The 15,985-nt window shown below is 69.9% G+C and carries 11 protein-coding genes; 3 read left to right on the top strand and 8 right to left on the bottom strand.

The window, feature by feature from the left end; all coding sequences use genetic code 11:
• Positions 1 to 6 precede the first annotated feature (6 nt).
• The 4 genes from FHP08_RS07630 to FHP08_RS07615 all read right to left on the bottom strand — a co-directional run bounded on the left by FHP08_RS07630 (position 7) and on the right by FHP08_RS07615 (position 4,473).
• Positions 7 to 1,002, bottom strand: coding sequence for an XrtA-associated tyrosine autokinase (locus FHP08_RS07630; RefSeq protein ID WP_147703858.1), 996 nt, complete (start codon positions 1,000 to 1,002; stop codon positions 7 to 9).
• A gap of 11 nt (positions 1,003 to 1,013) precedes the next feature.
• Positions 1,014 to 2,582: an XrtA system polysaccharide chain length determinant gene (locus tag FHP08_RS07625; RefSeq protein WP_147703857.1), complete on the bottom strand. Its 1,569-nt coding sequence runs from the start codon at positions 2,580 to 2,582 to the stop codon at positions 1,014 to 1,016.
• 7 nt (positions 2,583 to 2,589) lie between these two features.
• A complete protein-coding gene (locus FHP08_RS07620; RefSeq protein ID WP_147703856.1) occupies positions 2,590 to 3,246 on the bottom strand; it encodes an XrtA/PEP-CTERM system exopolysaccharide export protein in 657 nt (218 codons plus the stop codon).
• 126 nt (positions 3,247 to 3,372) lie between these two features.
• Entirely contained in the window at positions 3,373 to 4,473 is a 1,101-nt protein-coding gene (locus FHP08_RS07615) for a transglycosylase SLT domain-containing protein (RefSeq protein ID WP_147703855.1), read from the bottom strand.
• Positions 4,474 to 4,545: 72 nt separating this feature from the next.
• On the opposite strand from FHP08_RS07615, the gene FHP08_RS07610 reads away from it, so the two are divergent.
• From FHP08_RS07610 to FHP08_RS07600, 3 genes are read left to right on the top strand one after another with little or no spacing between them, the layout of a single operon-like run.
• On the top strand, positions 4,546 to 5,826 hold the full coding sequence (locus FHP08_RS07610) for a nucleotide sugar dehydrogenase (RefSeq protein WP_147703854.1): 1,281 nt from the start codon (positions 4,546 to 4,548) through the stop codon (positions 5,824 to 5,826).
• Positions 5,823 to 6,905, top strand: a complete 1,083-nt coding sequence (locus tag FHP08_RS07605; RefSeq protein ID WP_147703853.1) for an SDR family oxidoreductase — start codon at positions 5,823 to 5,825, stop codon at positions 6,903 to 6,905. The genes FHP08_RS07610 and FHP08_RS07605 overlap by 4 nt, the downstream gene beginning before the upstream one ends.
• Positions 6,906 to 6,945: 40 nt before the next feature.
• Entirely contained in the window at positions 6,946 to 8,025 is a 1,080-nt protein-coding gene (locus FHP08_RS07600; RefSeq protein ID WP_225879073.1) for a Fic family protein, read from the top strand.
• A gap of 12 nt (positions 8,026 to 8,037) precedes the next feature.
• Here FHP08_RS07600 and prsT read toward each other — a convergent pair whose 3' ends face one another.
• The 4 genes from prsT to FHP08_RS07580 are packed head-to-tail and all read right to left on the bottom strand — an operon-like array spanning position 8,038 to position 15,832.
• Positions 8,038 to 10,839, bottom strand: a complete 2,802-nt coding sequence (gene prsT, locus FHP08_RS07595; RefSeq protein ID WP_147703852.1) for an XrtA/PEP-CTERM system TPR-repeat protein PrsT — start codon at positions 10,837 to 10,839, stop codon at positions 8,038 to 8,040.
• A 34-nt stretch (positions 10,840 to 10,873) separates the two neighbouring features.
• Positions 10,874 to 12,229 carry a PEP-CTERM-box response regulator transcription factor gene (prsR, locus tag FHP08_RS07590; RefSeq protein ID WP_187272214.1) on the bottom strand — a complete coding sequence of 452 codons (1,356 nt, stop codon included), beginning with the start codon at positions 12,227 to 12,229 and terminating at the stop codon, positions 10,874 to 10,876.
• A gap of 8 nt (positions 12,230 to 12,237) precedes the next feature.
• Positions 12,238 to 14,451: an XrtA/PEP-CTERM system histidine kinase PrsK gene (prsK, locus tag FHP08_RS07585; RefSeq protein ID WP_147703851.1), complete on the bottom strand. Its 2,214-nt coding sequence runs from the start codon at positions 14,449 to 14,451 to the stop codon at positions 12,238 to 12,240.
• Between the two features lie 7 nt (positions 14,452 to 14,458).
• Positions 14,459 to 15,832, bottom strand: coding sequence for a TIGR03013 family XrtA/PEP-CTERM system glycosyltransferase (locus FHP08_RS07580; protein ID WP_147703850.1), 1,374 nt, complete (start codon positions 15,830 to 15,832; stop codon positions 14,459 to 14,461).
• Positions 15,833 to 15,985: the final 153 nt, after the last annotated feature.

Here is a 15,985-nt window from a genome sequence, read left to right as displayed (position 1 = left end):
GTCTGCTCAGACTGCCCCCTGGCCGTACCCGTATCCCTGGTAATAGCCTTGCGATTCAATCTCTTGCGCCTTGTTCAGGACGAGCCCGATCACTTCACAGGACTCGATGGTGGACAATGCTTCGGCCACCGCCTCGCGCGAAGTCTTGCCCGCCTCGACCACCATCACGATCTGACCCATGAACGAGGCGACGACTCGCGCTTCGGTGGTGACCAGCAGCGGCGGGGTGTCGAAGATCAGGATGGAGTCAGGATAACGCGTCGTGAGCGCGTCCAGCAGTTTGGTCATGGCCCCGCTGGCCAGCAGCTCGGTGGCGTGCTCGTGTCGGTGGCCGGCGCGCACCACCGACAGGCTGTCCACGTTGGTGGGCAGCACGATCTCGGCCACGTCGGGCGGGGCCTCTGCGGCCAGCCAGTCGAGCAAACCGGTGCCCGGGTCGATGCCCAGAATGCGGGGCAGCGAAGGGCGGGCCACGTCGGCGTCGATCAGGATCACCTTGTGGTCGCGCTCGGCCGCGATGCTCATGGCCAGGTTGACCGCGCAGAAGCTCTTGCCCTCGCCGGGGAAGGCGCTGGTGACCATGACCCGCTTGCCGTTGTGCAGCGGGGGCCGCCCCTGGCGTCCGAAGGCGTTGTTGACCAGCGGCCGCTTGATGACCCGGAACTGCGCGAAGGTGGGCGTCTGGTCGCCGGAGGGCGTGACGAAGCCGGCGGCGCGCAGGCTTTCCAGGTGGATGCGCACCGGTTCCGGCAGCTGGGCCGGCGGAGACGGGGCCCTCGCCACCGCCGGGCTGGTCGGTGCCGCCGGGGCCGCAGCGGATCCGGGGCGCGCTGGTTCGGCGATCGCGGCGGCAGCCGTGCCCGCGATCCGGTCGGCGAAGGCCTCGATGGTGCTGGGCCGCTCGGTGGTTTCGGTGCCGTTCGTCGGCCGGCCGGCCGCGGCGCCCGGATCGGCCGGGTCGTCCTTCGACAGTCGTGCGACAGCGCGTTCGATGAGACTCATGTTTTCGACCTTCAGCTGGCGAACGTCTTCATGGCGTACCAGGCGATCGCCAGGCCGAACAGGCCCACGTATGCCAGGGTGCCGACGGAGAAGGCCGCCAGGGAAAGGCGGGCGCGGGCGCGCTCGGCGGCGTTGGCCACGTAGGACACCCCGCCCAGCAGCGGCAGGCCGGTGGCCTGGGTGAGCGAGCGCACGTCGCGGAAGGTGGGCCGGAGCTGGTCGCGGGCAAAGGCGGCGGCGATGCCGGCGCCCAGCGAGGCGAGCAGCACGCCGGCCAGCAGCAGCGGGCGGTTCGGCGCTACCGGCTGCGGCTTGGCCCGCGGCGGGTCGATCACCCGGAACTCGCCCACGCCGGCGGTGGCCTCGATGTTGCTCGACATCTGGGCCGACTCGCGCCGGGCCAGCAGCTTGTCGTAGTTGTCCTTGTTGACCTCGTAGTCGCGGTTGAGCTGAACGTACTCGGTCTCGATCTTGGGCACCAGCTCGGCCAGCTTGCGGGCCTCGGCCAGGCGGTTCTGGTAGTCCGCCACCTTGGCGCGCTGGGCGGCAACGCGGGCCTCGGCGTCGGCCAGCGCGATGCGCAGCTCGCGGAACACTGGGTTGGTCGTGGTGCCGCCGCTGCCGGCGGCCTTGGCGGCCGCCTGGGCCTTCTTGACCGCAGCGTCGCGCTGCTTTTCCAGCTGCTCGAGCACGCGCTTGGTGCCGATCACGTCGGGGTGCGCGTCGGTGAAGCGCAGCTTGAGCTCGTCCAGGCGCTGCTGCTGGGCCTCGATGCGGGCGTCGAACTCGGTGGTGACCGGGCCGGCCGCCTGCTCGATCGGGATCTCGGGCGGGCCCGCCACCAGCGGCGCCTCGCCGGTGACCTGGCGGCGCATCTCGTCGCGCGAGTTCTCGAGCTGGCGCAGCTCGAGCATGGTCTCGCGCAGCTGGCCTTCCATCTCCATGACCTGTTGCAGGTAGTTCCGCTCCAGGCCCGGCATGAGCCGCATGTTGCGGATCTTGAATTCCTTCAGGCGGGCCTCGGCGTCGACGAGGCGCTGCTCGTAGACCTTGATCTGTTCGTCGATGAACTTCTGGGCCTGTGCGGTGTCGCGACGCGAGGAGCCCAGGCTGGACTCCACGAAGATGTTGAGCAGGTTCTGGACCACGTCCTGCGCCTTGCGCGGCTCGGTGCTCTGGTAGCTGATCGAGTAGAGGTTGTCGCCGCCGGCGGCGCGGCCGAAGCGGATCTCGCGCATCAGCTGGTCGACGATCGCGTCGCGCTCGGCCTGGGTGCTGGCCTTCAGGTCGAGGTCGGTCTGCCGCATCACCTTCTCCAGGTTGGGGCGGCTGACCACGGTGCGCGCCATCATGCCCACCATCTGTTCCACGTTGGGCTGCACCGCCAGGCCCGAGAGCAGCGGCTTGAGGATGGACTGGGTGTCCACGTAGACGCGGGCCGATGCCTCGTACTTGTTGGGCATCTGCATCACGTAGGCGCCGCCGGCCACGCCGACCAGGATGGCCACGACCAGCGCCGTCCAGCGGAAGGCCCAGATGCCGCGGACGATCGCCTTGACCTGTTGCAGGAGTTCCAGCATGGGCGGCTCAGAACCAGCTTTCGGGGATGATGATCACGTCGCCGGGCAGCATTTCCACGTTCGCGGAAACGTCGCCGCCCTTGAGCAGGTCGCGCAGGCGCACGCCGTACTGCTTGTTGCCTTCGGCGGCGCGCACCAGCACCGCGCGGTTGCCGGCCGCGAATTCGGTGATGCCGCCCACCGCGATCATCACGTCCAGCAGTGTCAACTTCTGGCGGTAGGGCAGGGCCTGCGGCTTGGCGGCCTGGCCCACCACCCGGATCTGCTCGCTGGTGGGACCCGAGAAGCCCTGCACGATCACCGTCACCACCGGGTCCTGGATGTACTTCTTGAGCTTGGTCTCGATCTCGCGGGCGAGGTCGGTGGGGTTCTTGCCGATGGCGACCATGTCCTCGATCAGCGGCGAGGTGAACTTGCCGTCGGGCCGCACCGGCACGGTGGCGCTCAGCTCCGGGTTGCGCCAGACCACGATGTTCAGCGAATCGCCCGGGCCGATCACGTACTTGTAGTCCGGCACCGCGGCGCTGGTGGGCGCGGGCGGCAGGCTGTTGCCGAAGCTCGCGCAGCCGCTCACGCCGATGGCGACCAGCGCAAGGCCCGCGGCCCTGAAGAGTCTGCTGCTGAGCCCGGACACCAGGCGGTTGGCGGAAAACAGGCGAGTCATCGTTCGCTCCCGGAAATGCTCTCGACGATCGGGGGTAAACCCGAAATGATCTGAGGGACAACCCTTAGCTTACAGAGTTGCGGCGGTGGTTGGAAAATCGGCCGTCGCGCGGCCGGCCAAGGAGCCTCAACGGTTGGACTGTGCCAACGGCGCGTCGATACTGCCGAGGAAATATCTCACTGGCGTGGCGATTCGCGGGCTGGCGGCGGATGCCGCGGCGACCGGCGATGCGGTCGGAGCCGCGGTGGCCACGACCGGCGAGGCCTCGGCCACCCTGGGGTCGAAGGGGTGGCGGTCGTGAGGATACAGGGCGCGGATGCGGGCCACGTAGGCCATGGTCTCGGCGTAGGGCGGCACCCCGCGGAAGCGGTCCACCGCGCCTTCGCCGGCGTTGTAGGCGGCCAGCGCCAGGACCACGTCGCCGCGGAAGTAGGACAGCAGCCAGCGCAGGTAGCGCACGCCGCCGCGCACGTTCTGCACCGGATCGAGGATGTCGGCCACCGCGAAGCGCTCGGCGGTTTCCGGAATGAGCTGCATCAGGCCCTGGGCGTTCCTGGGCGAGCGGGCGTTGGGGTCGAAGTTGGATTCGGCGCGCATTATCGCGAACACCAGCCGCGGGTCCACCCTGTATTCGCGGGCCTGGGCCACCACCGCCTGGACCAGCTTGCGGCGCGCCGGCGTGTCGGGGGCGGCCACGAAGGTGGCGGGATCGTCGACCTGCGGCGTGGGGCCGGTGTCGCGCACTTTCTTCACCACCAGGCAGTCGGGCAGGCTGGCGGCGGCGCCCGGCTCGGCGCGGACCATGCCGGCAAGCCGTTCGGCGACCTCGCTGCCGTATTCGGCGGCGCGGGAGAAAAGGGAGTGGGCGATGGCGTCGTTGCGCGCCACGCCGCGGCCGTTGGCGTACATCCAGCCCAGCCGGTGCAGGGCGTCGGCGTTGTTCAGGCGGGCGGCCTGGCAGTAGAGCTCGTGGGCGCGCGCGTAGTCGCGCGGGGTGCCTTCGGCGTTCTCGTGGCGCAGGGCCTCGTCGATCAGGGCGCGGGCCGTGGCGGCGCGCTCGGCGACCCTGGCGGCATCTTGCCCGCCGGTGGGGCCGGGCGACGCGCGCAGGCCCGCCGGCGCGGCTGCGGCGAGCAGCGCCGAGGCCAGCAGCAGGCTGCCGGCGGCCCTGGAAGGCCTCCCGACGAATGACCTGACGGCCGTCGGTCGGGTTGCGGTTTTCGTCACGGTGAAGCCCATGGCGCCATTGTAAGATCGGCCCGGTCGAAAACCTGCCAATTTTTCCCCGGAAACCCCGCGATGACAACCGTTGCAGTGATCGGACTCGGATATGTCGGTTTACCCCTTGCCGTGGAGTTCGGCAAGGTGTTCGACACGATCGGCTTCGATCTGTCGAGCGCGAAGATCGCCAACTTCCTGAAGCACGAGGATCCCACCGGCGAGGTGAGCCGCGAGCAGTTCGAGGCCGCGACGAAGCTGCAGGTGACCGACGAGCCGAAGCGGATCGGCGAGGCCGATTTCCTGATCGTGGCGGTGCCCACGCCGGTGGACGACGCGCACCAGCCGGACTTCTCGCCGCTGGTGGGCGCGAGCACCACCTGCGGGCGCCACATGAAGCGCGGCGCCACCGTGGTCTACGAGTCCACCGTGTACCCCGGCGCCACCGAGGAGGTCTGCATTCCGGTGCTCGAGCGCGAGTCGGGCATGAAGTGGAAGACCGACTTCCACGTGGGCTATTCGCCCGAGCGGATCAACCCCGGCGACAAGGAGCACACGCTCACCCGCATCGTGAAGGTGGTGTCGGGCGACGACGCCGACACGCTGGAATCGGTGGCGAAGCTCTACGAGGCGGTGGTCACCGCCGGCGTGCACCGGGCCAGCAGCATCAAGGTGGCCGAGGCCGCCAAGGTGATCGAGAACACGCAGCGCGACCTGAACATCGCGCTGGTCAACGAGTTGGCGCTGATCTTCGATCGCGTGGGCATCGACACGCTCGAGGTGCTGAAGGCGGCCGGCACCAAGTGGAACTTCCTGCCCTTCCGGCCGGGTCTGGTGGGCGGGCACTGCATCGGCGTGGACCCCTACTACCTGACGCACAAGGCCGAGATGGTGGGCTATCACCCGCAGGTGATCCTGGCCGGCCGGCGCATCAACGACGGCATGGGCGCCTTCGTGGCGCAGCGCACGGTCAAGGAGATGATCGCGGCCGGTTTTCACGTGAAAGGCGAGCCGGTGATCGTGTTCGGGCTCACCTTCAAGGAAGACGTGCCCGACCTGCGCAACTCCAAGGTGATCGACGTGATCCGCGAGCTGCAGAGTTACGGCGCGGAGGTCATCGTGCACGACCCGGTGGCCGACCCCGAGGAGGCGATGCACGAGTACGGGCTGAAGCTCACCGCCTGGGAAGACCTGCCGAAGGCGGGCGCGGCGGTGGCGGCGGTGGGCCACGCGAAGCTGCGCGAGCGCGGGCTGAAGGCCATGGCCGGCAAGCTCGCGCCGGGCGCGGTGCTGGCCGACGTGAAGTCGGCCTTCGATCCGGCCGAGGTGGCGGCAGCGGGGCTGCGGCTCTGGCGGCTGTGAGCGACCCGAACCTGGCGCTGCTCGAAGGGCGGCCGGCGCAGCGCTGGCTGGTGACCGGCGCGGCCGGCTTCATCGGCTCGAACCTGGTGGAGACGCTGCTGCGCGGCGGCCAGTACGTGACCGGGCTGGACAACTTCGCCACCGGGCACCGGCGCAACCTGGACGAGCTGCGCGGGCTGGTTGGCGAGGAAGCCTGGTCGCGCTTCCGGTTCATCGACGGGGACATCCGCGACGCGGCGGTGTGCCGCGAGGCGATGGGGATCGGCGCCGCAGGCGCGGGCGGCGCGGCGCAGGCCGGCCACGCCGGCAGTGGCCCGGTCGACCACGTGCTGCACCAGGCGGCCCTGGGTTCGGTGCCGCGCTCGATCGCGCAGCCCATGCCTTCGTTCGCGGCCAACGTCGAGGGCTTCCTGCAGGTTCTCGAGGCGGCGCGGGCGGCCGGCGTGCGGCGTTTCGTCTACGCATCGTCGAGCTCGGTGTACGGCGATCATCCCGAGCTTCCCAAGGTCGAGGACCGGGTCGGCAAGGTGCTGTCGCCGTATGCCGCCACCAAGGCCGCCGACGAGCTGTTCGCCGAGACCTGGGCGCGGGTGTACCGGATCGAATGCGTGGGGCTGCGCTACTTCAACGTGTTCGGTCCGCGCCAGGACCCCGCCGGCGCCTACGCCGCGGTGGTGCCGCGCTGGATCGCCTCGCTGCTCGCGGGCGAGCCGGTGTGGATCAACGGCGACGGCGAGACCAGCCGAGACTTCTGCTACGTGGCCAACGCGGTGCAGGCCAACCTGCGCGCGGCGCTGGCGCCCGAGCTGCCCGCGGCGCACCAGGTCTTCAACGTGGCGGTGGGCGAGCGCACGACGCTGGTCGAGCTGTTCGGCCTGATCCGTTCGCTGCTCGCCGAGCGCGAGCCGGCGCTGGCCGGCGTGGAGCCGAAATTCCGCGAGTTCCGCGAAGGCGACGTGCGCCATTCGCTGGCCGACGTGAGCCGGGCGCGCGAGCTGCTCGGCTATGCGCCCACGCACCGGGTGGGCGAGGGGCTGGCCGAGGCGATCGACTGGTACGTGGATCAGGCCGGGAAGTAGTCGGCCCTGAGAGGCGGCACTGAGCGTCGCCCTCTCCTGAATGGGTGTAAATGGGTGTAGCATTGGTTCCATGCTGCGTGTCGACACCCTTCGGATCACCCCGCAGATCCTGAGCCTGATCGCGAGAATCGACGAGTTCAAGGGCGCATGGCGGGCGCTGGGGGCCCTCGCACCCGACCGCCTCTCTGCATTGCGGCGGGTTGCGACCATCGAGAGCATCGGCTCGTCGACCCGCATCGAGGGCAGCAGGCTCAGCGATCGCGAGGTAGAGCGCCTGCTCTCCAACCTGGCCATCCGGTCTTTCGAGACGCGAGACGAGCAGGAGGTTGCCGGCTACGCCGAGCTGATGGATCGGGTCTTCGGCTCGTGGCAGGACATTCCGTTCAGCGAGAACCACATCAAGCAACTGCACCAGATCCTTCTGCGCCACAGCGAGAAGGATTCACGCCATCGCGGGCAGTACAAGACGCACTCGAACAGCGTTGCCGCATTCGACGAAAGCGGAGTCCAGATCGGCGTCGTCTTCGAAACGGCCACGCCCTTCGACACGCCCCGCTTGATGTCCGAATTGGTGGCCTGGGTGAACGACGAGCGCGAGAAGGGGCAATTGCACCCCTTGTTGATCATCGCGATCTTCGTCGTGGTCTTTCTCGAGATCCACCCGTTCCAGGATGGAAACGGCCGATTGAGCCGGGTGCTCACGACCTTGCTGCTGATCCAGGCCGGTTATGCCTACGTGCCGTACAGCTCGCTGGAGAGCGTGATCGAGCTGAACAAGGAAGCCTACTACCTGGCGCTGCGCCGGACGCAGGGAAGCATTCGCACCAATGCGCCCGACTGGCAACCGTGGCTCGTGTTCTTCCTGCAGTCCCTGGCCGAGCAGGTTCGCCGACTGGAGAAGAAGATCGAGCGCGAGAGGATCGTCCTGGCTGCCTTGCCCGATCTCTCACTGCAGATCGTCGAGTTCGCCCGCGAGCACGGGCGCATCACCATGGGCGACGCCATGAAGCTGACCGGCGCGAGCCGGAATACGCTGAAGGTGCATCTGCGGAACCTGGTCGAGCGCGGTCACTTGAGTCTGCACGGCAGCGGCCGCGGGGTTTGGTACGAGATCAGGTGACGCGCCCGCGCGTCACAGCTTCGCCTCCAGCGCCTTCGCCTGCTCGGCCACCGGCCCTTCGCTCACCGCCTTCAGCACCGTCTGCACCTCGACCTTGGCCGAGGCCTTGTCGCCGGCCTTGGCCAGCGCCTCGGCGTAGTGCAGGCGGATCTGCGGGGCGGTGGGGGCGGCGGCGACCGCGTCGCGCATGACCTGCACCGCCTTCGGGTCGCCCTTGGCCGACAGGATGACGCCGTAGGTGTCGAGCACCGCGGCGCTCTTGGGCGCGGCCTCGTAGGCGCGGCGGGCGAGCTCTTCGGCGCGCGGGTCCTTCAGCTCGTGCAGCGCCCAGGCGGCGTTGTTCAGCGCCAGCGCGTTGCGCGGCTCCTTGGCGATCACGACCGCGTAGTGGTCGTAGGCCGGCTTCCAGCGCTTGAGCGTGACCTCGGTCTCGCCGGCAAGCAGCCGCAGCGGCAGGTTGTCGGGCTCGGCACGCACCCAGTCGCGCAGGACGGTGTCGGCCTCGTTGCCGCGCTTGGCCGCGTGCAGCGCGCGGATCAGCTTGGTGCCCACCGGCAGCGCCTTCTGCTGCGCGAAGGCCTTTCGGTAGGACTCGATGGCCGGGCCCCAGTTGCGATCGGCCGCGGCCAGGTCGCCTTCGAGCAGCAGGCCGGCGACCTGCTGGCGCTCGTTCTTCTTGAGTTCCGCGGCGATCTTGCGGGCCTCGTCTTTCCGGCCCATGTCGAAGAGCAGGGCGGCTGCCGCGAGCTTGGGCTCGAGCGCGTCGGGCGCGGCCTGCTCGGCCTTGCGGAAGCTGGCCAGCGCGGCGTCGTTGTTCTTGTCGGCGCGCTGCGCCTCGCCGATGCGCAGGTGCGCGGCCCAGGCATTGGGCTGGGCGCGCAGCAGGCGCTCCCAGGTGGCGATCGCCTGCGCGCGCTGGCCGCTTCGCATCAACGCGGTGGCCAGCGTGTCGAGCAGCTGCGGGTTCTCGGGATCGGCGTTGACCGCCTGCTGCAGCATGGGCACCGCTTCGTTCGGCGTGTTGGTGTCCAGCATGTATCGCGCGGTGGCGATCACCGGCAGCGCGACGCCGGGATTGGCGTCGCGGCCTTTCTGCAGCAGCGCGAGCACCTCGGCGCGCGGCGCGCCGCGGCGCACCGCGAGCTGGGCCAGCGCGATGTGCGCCTGGGCGTTCTTCGGGTCGGCCGCCAGCAGCGCCTCGTAGCGCTTGCGTGCGTCGTCGAGCTTGCCGTCGCGCAGGTCCAGGTTGGCCAGGTTGGCGGTGGCGGGGAAGTACTTCGGGTCGCGCTTGAGCGCTTCGTCGAAGGCCTTGCGCGCCCCGGCCGTGTCGCCCTTGGCGGCGAGCACGCCGCCGCGCATGCCGGCAGGCACCGGGCTCTTGGGCGCCTTCTTCTCCATGCCGGCCACGGCCTTCAGGGCCTGATCGAACTTGCGCTCGCGCAGGTGCGCCATGACCAGCGCGATGTCGGCCTGCAGGCTCGAGGAATCCAGCTCGACCGCGGCCTCGAGCTCGTCGATGCCGCGCTCGCGGTTGCCCGAGGCCATGTGCGCCATGGCCAGGCCGGTGAGCTTGCGCGCGTCCTTCGGGTCGAGCTTGCGGGCTTCCTCGAAGTATTTCGCCGCGGCCGCCGGGTCGTTGGTCTTGAGCGCGGCCTCGCCGGCGATCGACATCAGCATCGGGTCCTTGGCGCCGCGATCGAGCGGGCGACGGGCGACCTCCAGCGCGCGATCGGGCGCGTTCATCCGCAGGTAGGTGGCGGCCAGCAGCCGATGGCCCTGGGTGGTCTGGGGCGCGCGCTCGACCAGCATCCGGGCATGGCGCTCGGCCTGCTCGAGCTCGCCCAGCTGCAGGTGAAGGCCGGCGGCCAGCGCCACCGCGGGCAGGTACTCGGGCGCCAGGCGCAGCGCCTCGGTGACCGCGTCGCGTGCCGCGGTGGGCTGCCCCGAGCGCAGCTCGATCATCGCCTTCAGGTAGTGGGTGACCGGGCCGTTGGGCGCGGCCTTGGCCAGGCCTTCGTGGTGCTTGCGGGCGCCCTCGAGGTCGTTGGCGTCGAGGGCGAGCGACACCAGCTTGGCGTGCACCGCGGGGTCGCGCGGCGTGCGCTCGGCCAGCCCGCGCAGGGTCTCGCGCGCAGGCTCGACGCGGCCGTCGGCGATGTCGAGGTCGGCGCGCAGCGACAGCGCCTCGACCGAGTCGGGCTGCTTCTGCAGCAGGGCGTCGATGCGGGCGCGCGCCGCGGGGCGGTCGGTGGCGGCCACCAGCCGGGCCATGCCGACCTGGGCGGTGAGGTTTTCGGGTTGCGCGGCGAGCGCCTCTTCGAATGTGCGGCGTGCCTCGTCGGGCTTGTTCAGTCGCATCAGGGCCTGCCCGGCAAGGGCCAGCGCTTCGGCACGGGCGGCGGGATCCTCGATCTTCAGGTCGTGCGACAGGTCGAGAACCTTCTGCGACTGGTTGGTCGCCAGCAGCACGTCCATCAACGGCGGCAACACCCGCTTGCGGTCGAATCCCAGGTCGAGCGCGCGCCGGTATTCCTTCTCGGCCGAGGGCAGGTCGCCGCTGCGGCGGTAGATCTCGGCCAGCAGGTAGCGCGCCTCGGCGTTGTCGGTCTCCTGCAGCAGGTTCTTCAGGTGGATCTCGGCGGTGCGCGGCTCGTTGGCCGACAGCGACTGCCGGGCCTTGTCGAGCAGGGCTTCGGGCGAGTCCTTGCCGGCGCAGGCGGTGATCGAGGTGAGCGCCGCGGCGGTGGCCAGCGTGACCACGAGGATGCGGGCAGGGCGAGTCCGGGTGCCGGGTGTCTTGTTTGCGCGTGTCATCGATCGTCTCCTGGATTCGGCGGCGCTGCGTGGTTCAGCGCAGGCCGAAGCGGTTCAGCATGTCGTAGAGGGTGGGGCGGCTCACGCCCAGCAGTTCGGCGGCGCGCGCCACGTTGCCTTCGACGCGCGACATCACCTTGATGACCGCCTGTTTCTCGCATTCGTCGCGCACCACGCGCAGGTTCAGCGCGGCGGTGTCGTCGTCCACCGCCTGAAGGCCGAGGTCCTCGGCGCCGATGGTGCTGCCGTCGGCCATGATCACCGCGCGCTTGATGCAGTTCTCGAGCTCGCGCACGTTGCCGGGCCAGGGGTGATGCTCGATGGCGGCCAGCGCGTCGTCGCGCAGCGTGAGCTTGCCGCGGCCGTTCTGCTGCGCGAAGCGCTGCACGAAGGCGTGGGCCAGCAGCGTGGCGTCGCCGGTGCGCTCGCGCAGCGGGGGGATGGCCACGATCATTTCGGCCAGCCGGTAGAACAGGTCCTCGCGGAAGGCGCCTTCGGCGATGCGCTCGCGCAGGTTGCGGTGGGTGGCGCAGATCACGCGCACGTCGACCGGGATCTCGCTGCGTCCGCCGATGCGCTCGATGACCCGCTCTTGCAGGAAGCGCAGCAGCTTGGCCTGCAGTGACTGCGGCAGGTCGCCGATCTCGTCGAGGAAGAGCGTGCCGCCGTCGGCCACCTCGATCTTGCCCGGGGTCTGCTTGACCGCGCCGGTGAAGGCGCCTTTCTCGTGGCCGAAGAGCTCGGACTCGAGCAGGGTCTCGGGGATGGCCGCACAGTTGATCGCCACGAAGCGCTTGTCCTTGCGCGGCGAGAGCTGGTGCAGCGCCCGGGCGAACAACTCCTTGCCGGTGCCGGACTCGCCGTTCAGCAGCACGGTGGCGGTGGTCGGCGCGAGCTTCTCGATCTGCCGGCACAGCTTCTGCATGCCGGGGTCGCGGGTGAGCAGGCCGTCGAGCGGGGTGTCGCCGGCCTGCCGCTGCTGCAGCAGCCGGTTCTCGCGCTCCAGGTCGGCGAGCCGGAAGGCGCGGTCGATGACCAGGCCCAGGATGTCGGCCTCGAAGGGCTTGGCGAAGAAGTCGTAGGCGCCGCTGCCCACCGCCTTGAGCGCGTTGCCGCGATCGTTCTGGCCGGTGAGCACGATCACCTTGGTGTCGGGCGCCAGCGCCACGATCTGCTCGAGCGTGGCGAAGCCCTCGCTGGTGCCGTCGGGGTCGGGCGGCAGGCCCAGGTCGAGCGTGACCACCACCGGCTCGTGTCGGCGCAGCAGCGCGAGCGCGCTCTCGCGGTCCTGCGCGAAGATCACGTTGTAGCGGTCGAAGGACCAGCGCATCTGCTTCTGCAGACCGATGTCGTCCTCGACCATCATCAGGGTCGGCCGTTCTTCAGCCATGGACTCGTTCAGCCATCGGGACTGCCTGCCTCTTCCTTCCGGGTTTCCAGGGGTCGCTCCGCGCCGGTCCTGGCCAGCGGCAGGCGGACACGGAAGATGGTACCAACGCCTTCGGTGCTCTCGACCTCGAGCGCGCCGCCCAGCTCGCGCAGGTATTCGCGGCTCTCGAAGGCGCCGATGCCCATGCCGTGCGCCTTGGTCGAGGTGAAGGGCTGGAACAGCTTTTCACGAAGGAAAGCCCCGCTCATGCCTCGGCCGTTGTCGCGGACTTCGATCACGGCGCGGCCGTCCTGCTCGCGAAGGGCCAGCTCGACGCGACCGTTCGAGGGGTCGCAGGCCTCGGCCGCGTTCTGGATCAGGTGACCGATCACCCGCTCGAGGCGGTCGCGATGCGCCATCACCAAGAGGTCGTCGCGAGCGGTCATTCCTTGCGCCGGGCCATCGGGGTCGCCGGCCTGGCCGTGCAATCCGGCAGCAGGTTGCCAGCGCACGATGCGCGGCTCGGGCCGCAGGGCCCGGCGGGCGGCGACCGCGGCCTGAAGGACCTCGGACAGGTTCACTTGCGCGGGTTTCTCCACCGGCTTGGCCCCGACCCGCAGTTGCAGCAGCAGGCCCTGCATCCGCTCCATCACGTTCTCGACGGTGGCCAGCATGTCGGCCTGGAATTCCGGGTTGTCGCGGTGGCGCTGCGCGTTCTTCGTCATGAGTCCGAGCTGCGCGACCAGGTTCTTCAGGTCGTGCACCACGAAGGCCGACATCCGGTTGAAGGACTCGAACTGCTGGGCGCGGATCAGCTTCTCGAGCGTGCGCTGCAGGCCCAGGTGGCTGGCGATCTGCCGGGCGGCGGCCTTGAGCAGGTCGCGGGTCTCCCAGTCGAAGGGCTGCGGGGCCAGCGGCTTGTCGAGCAGCACGAAGCCGAGCAGCTCGCGCTCGAGGGTGAGCGGCACGACGAGCCAGCCCTCGGCGTGGCCGGCGATGGCGGGCGGCAGGGGCAGGCCGGCTTCGGGCCTCGGGTTGCCCGGATCGCCGGCGGCGCCACGCCAGTCGCCGGTCGCGTTCACCGCGGTATGCAGGTCCACGATCCAGTCGCGCTCGCGCATCAGCTGCACCAGGGGCGCGTCGGACGGAATCGCGGCGCGGTCGCCCTGCCAGCGGATGCCGCCCTCGAAGCGGAAGGCGCCGTCGGACTCCAGCCACAGCGCGCCCGAGGCGCTGTCCACCGGCTGGCCCAGGCCGTTGATCGCGCGGGCGGCCAGCTCGCCGGACCCGTCGCTGGCCAGCAGGCCGGTGAGGCGCATCCACTCCTCGCGGTAGTCGAAGCGGTAGGTGAAGAAGTGCTTGGCCAGGAAGACGCGAAGCCGCGCGCGGATCCGGCCGGACATCAGGAAGACCGCCAGGCCCAGCAACGCTGCGAACACCAGCAGCGCTGCCGCGATCTCCCCCCACTCGCCGCCGAACCAGCGCAGCCAGTAGCCGCCGCCGGCGATCAGCACCAGGTAGCCGCCGGCGATCGACAGCGCGGCCGTGTGGAAGACCGCCTGGCGCGACACGCCGATGTCGAGCTTCCACTGCGGGTTGCGGGCGGCGGCGATGGCCAGCAGCGGCACCAGCAGCACGTTGGCGTAGCCGCGGGCCACCCACCAGGCGCCGTTGACGCGGCCGAACAGCAGGGCCTCGCTGTACATCAGCAGGTCGAAGGCGAACAGCGCGAGCAGCGCGAGGCCCAGGAACTTGATCGCCCAGCGCCGGCCGGGCGAGGCGTTGCGGTAGACCTGCTCGAGGCAGACCAGGCCGAAGATCGCGGCCAGCGTGCGCGCGGCGAACAGGGTGCCGGCGTCGCTGCCGATCAGTTCGGCGCCGGCCGAGGCGCTGGCCAGCACCAGGGCCACCACCATGGCGCGCCGCCCGGCGCGATCGACCTGCTCGGCCTGCTGTGCGCCGATGACCGGCGCGGGGCCGGCATCGGTGCCCAGGCGGATCAGGAACAGGATCCAGAGGAGATTGCGCAGCGCCTCGGTGACCGGTGCGAGCGGCGCCGCGACGGGGCTGCCGGTGAGCAGGCCGGCCATCGCCGCGCCCCAGGCCACCTGGCCCAGGACCGCGACCAGCAGCAGGCGGCCGACCGCATCGCCGCGCCGGCGAACCGCCAGCAGCACGGCCAGCGCCAGGAAGGCGAGCGCTGCCGCGGCGTGACCGATGAAGCCGAGCAGCGCGGGGTTCATCAGCGGTTCAGCGAGCGCCCTTGCCGAGGAGGACCACCTGCACCGTGTCGACCAGGATCAGCAGGTCCAGGAACAGGGAGTGGTTCTTCACGTAGTACAGGTCGTACTGCAGCTTGCCCAGCGCGTCTTCCACCGAGGCGCCGTAGGGGTAGCGCACCTGCGACCAGCCGGTGATGCCGGGCTTCACGCTGTGGCGGATGTCGTAGTACGGGATGTCCTCGAGCAGCTGGCTCACGAAGAAGGGCCGCTCGGGGCGCGGGCCCACGAAGCTCATGTCGCCGCGCAGCACGTTGTAGAGCTGGGGAAGCTCGTCGATGCGGCTGCGGCGCAGGAAGCGGCCCACCGCGGTGACCCGCGCGTCGTTCGCGCCGGCCCAGCGGGGCTTGCCGTCCTTCTCGGCGTCCTGCGTCATCGAGCGCAGCTTGTAGATCGTGAAGGGCTTGCCGCCCTGGCCCACCCGCTCCTGCCGGTAGAAGATCGGCCGGCCGGTCTCGATCAGGATGGCGAGCATGGCCAGCACGAGGACCGGCAGCGTGACCACCAGCAGAACGAGGCTCACCGCCACGTCGAACACCCGCTTGACCACGTCCCGGGTCACGCCCTGGTCGAAGCCCGAGCCGAAGATCAGCCAGCTCGCACGCAGGTTGTCGACCTTGAGCAGGCCCTTCTCGCGCTCGTAGAACGAGACCAGGTCCATGACCTTGACGCCGCGCAGCTTGCATTCGAGCAGCTCGCGCAGGGGCATCACGCCGCCGCGGCGCTCGCGCAGCGCGACCACGATCTCGGACACCCGCAGGTCGGACACGGTGCGCATCAGCTGCAGGCGGGCGGCGGTCCGCTCGGGCTCGCTGGTGTCGCGGTCGCCGGCCAACGGGTAAAGGCCGGCGTACTCGATGACCTTGCCGCGGGTGCCCTCGTTCAGGAAGCGGATCACGTCCTCGGCCTCGTGGCCGTTGCCCACGATCAGCACGCGCCGCTTGGGCAGGCCGACGTCGGTGACCCGGAAGAAGATGAGCCGGATCAGCACCACGCCGGCCACCGCGAAGACCGAGGTCAGCGCGAACACGCCGCGGCCCACGTAGATCGCCGGGAACAGGTAGAAGAGCACGCTCATGACGGCCAGGGCGAGGCCGTAGGCCACCACCAGGCGCTGCAGCATCACCCGGAAAGGCTCGTTCTGCGACTCGTAGAGCCCCAGGCCGGTCATCATCAACAGCATGACGCCGGTGAACACGCCGGCCTCGACGAGGGGCAGCGGCAGGGCCTGGTCGAGCAGCCGGATCTCGAAGCCGAGCACCATGGCCTGGAACAGCACCATCGCCTCGATCAGCGAGAGCAGCAGGATCCGGAGCGGGAGGTAGTGATTGAAGAGGCGAATCATGATGTCTGGCCCGGCGGCGAGGTCGGATATCAGGGAAACTCCTAATACCCTACGCCAGGGGACGCGTCGTGGTTATGACAAACCGCACGCGTGGCGGCTGGCGTCGATGACCGGCAGGGGACTTACCCGGGTTGGTAAGGATATTCGACAATG

This window comes from Zeimonas arvi (assembly GCF_008039575.1).
GTDB classification, from domain to species: Bacteria; Pseudomonadota; Gammaproteobacteria; order Burkholderiales; family Burkholderiaceae_E; genus Zeimonas; species Zeimonas arvi.
The sequence above is the reverse complement of the archived record's forward strand: the minus strand, read 5'-3'. Positions and strand labels throughout refer to the sequence as shown.

Excerpts from the sequence above, each read along its gene's own strand:
- FHP08_RS07630 (WP_147703858.1), bottom strand. The coding sequence starts at position 1,002 with ATGAGTCTCATCGAACGCGCTGTCGCACGACTGTCGAAGGACGACCCG.
- FHP08_RS07625 (WP_147703857.1), bottom strand. The coding sequence starts at position 2,582 with ATGCTGGAACTCCTGCAACAGGTCAAGGCGATCGTCCGCGGCATCTGG.
- FHP08_RS07620 (WP_147703856.1), bottom strand. The coding sequence starts at position 3,246 with ATGACTCGCCTGTTTTCCGCCAACCGCCTGGTGTCCGGGCTCAGCAGC.
- FHP08_RS07610 (WP_147703854.1), top strand. The coding sequence starts at position 4,546 with ATGACAACCGTTGCAGTGATCGGACTCGGATATGTCGGTTTACCCCTT.
- FHP08_RS07600 (WP_225879073.1), top strand. The coding sequence starts at position 6,946 with ATGGGTGTAAATGGGTGTAGCATTGGTTCCATGCTGCGTGTCGACACC.
- prsT (WP_147703852.1), bottom strand. The coding sequence starts at position 10,839 with ATGACACGCGCAAACAAGACACCCGGCACCCGGACTCGCCCTGCCCGC.
- prsR (WP_187272214.1), bottom strand. The coding sequence starts at position 12,229 with ATGGCTGAAGAACGGCCGACCCTGATGATGGTCGAGGACGACATCGGT.
- prsK (WP_147703851.1), bottom strand. The coding sequence starts at position 14,451 with ATGAACCCCGCGCTGCTCGGCTTCATCGGTCACGCCGCGGCAGCGCTC.
- FHP08_RS07580 (WP_147703850.1), bottom strand. The coding sequence starts at position 15,832 with ATGATTCGCCTCTTCAATCACTACCTCCCGCTCCGGATCCTGCTGCTC.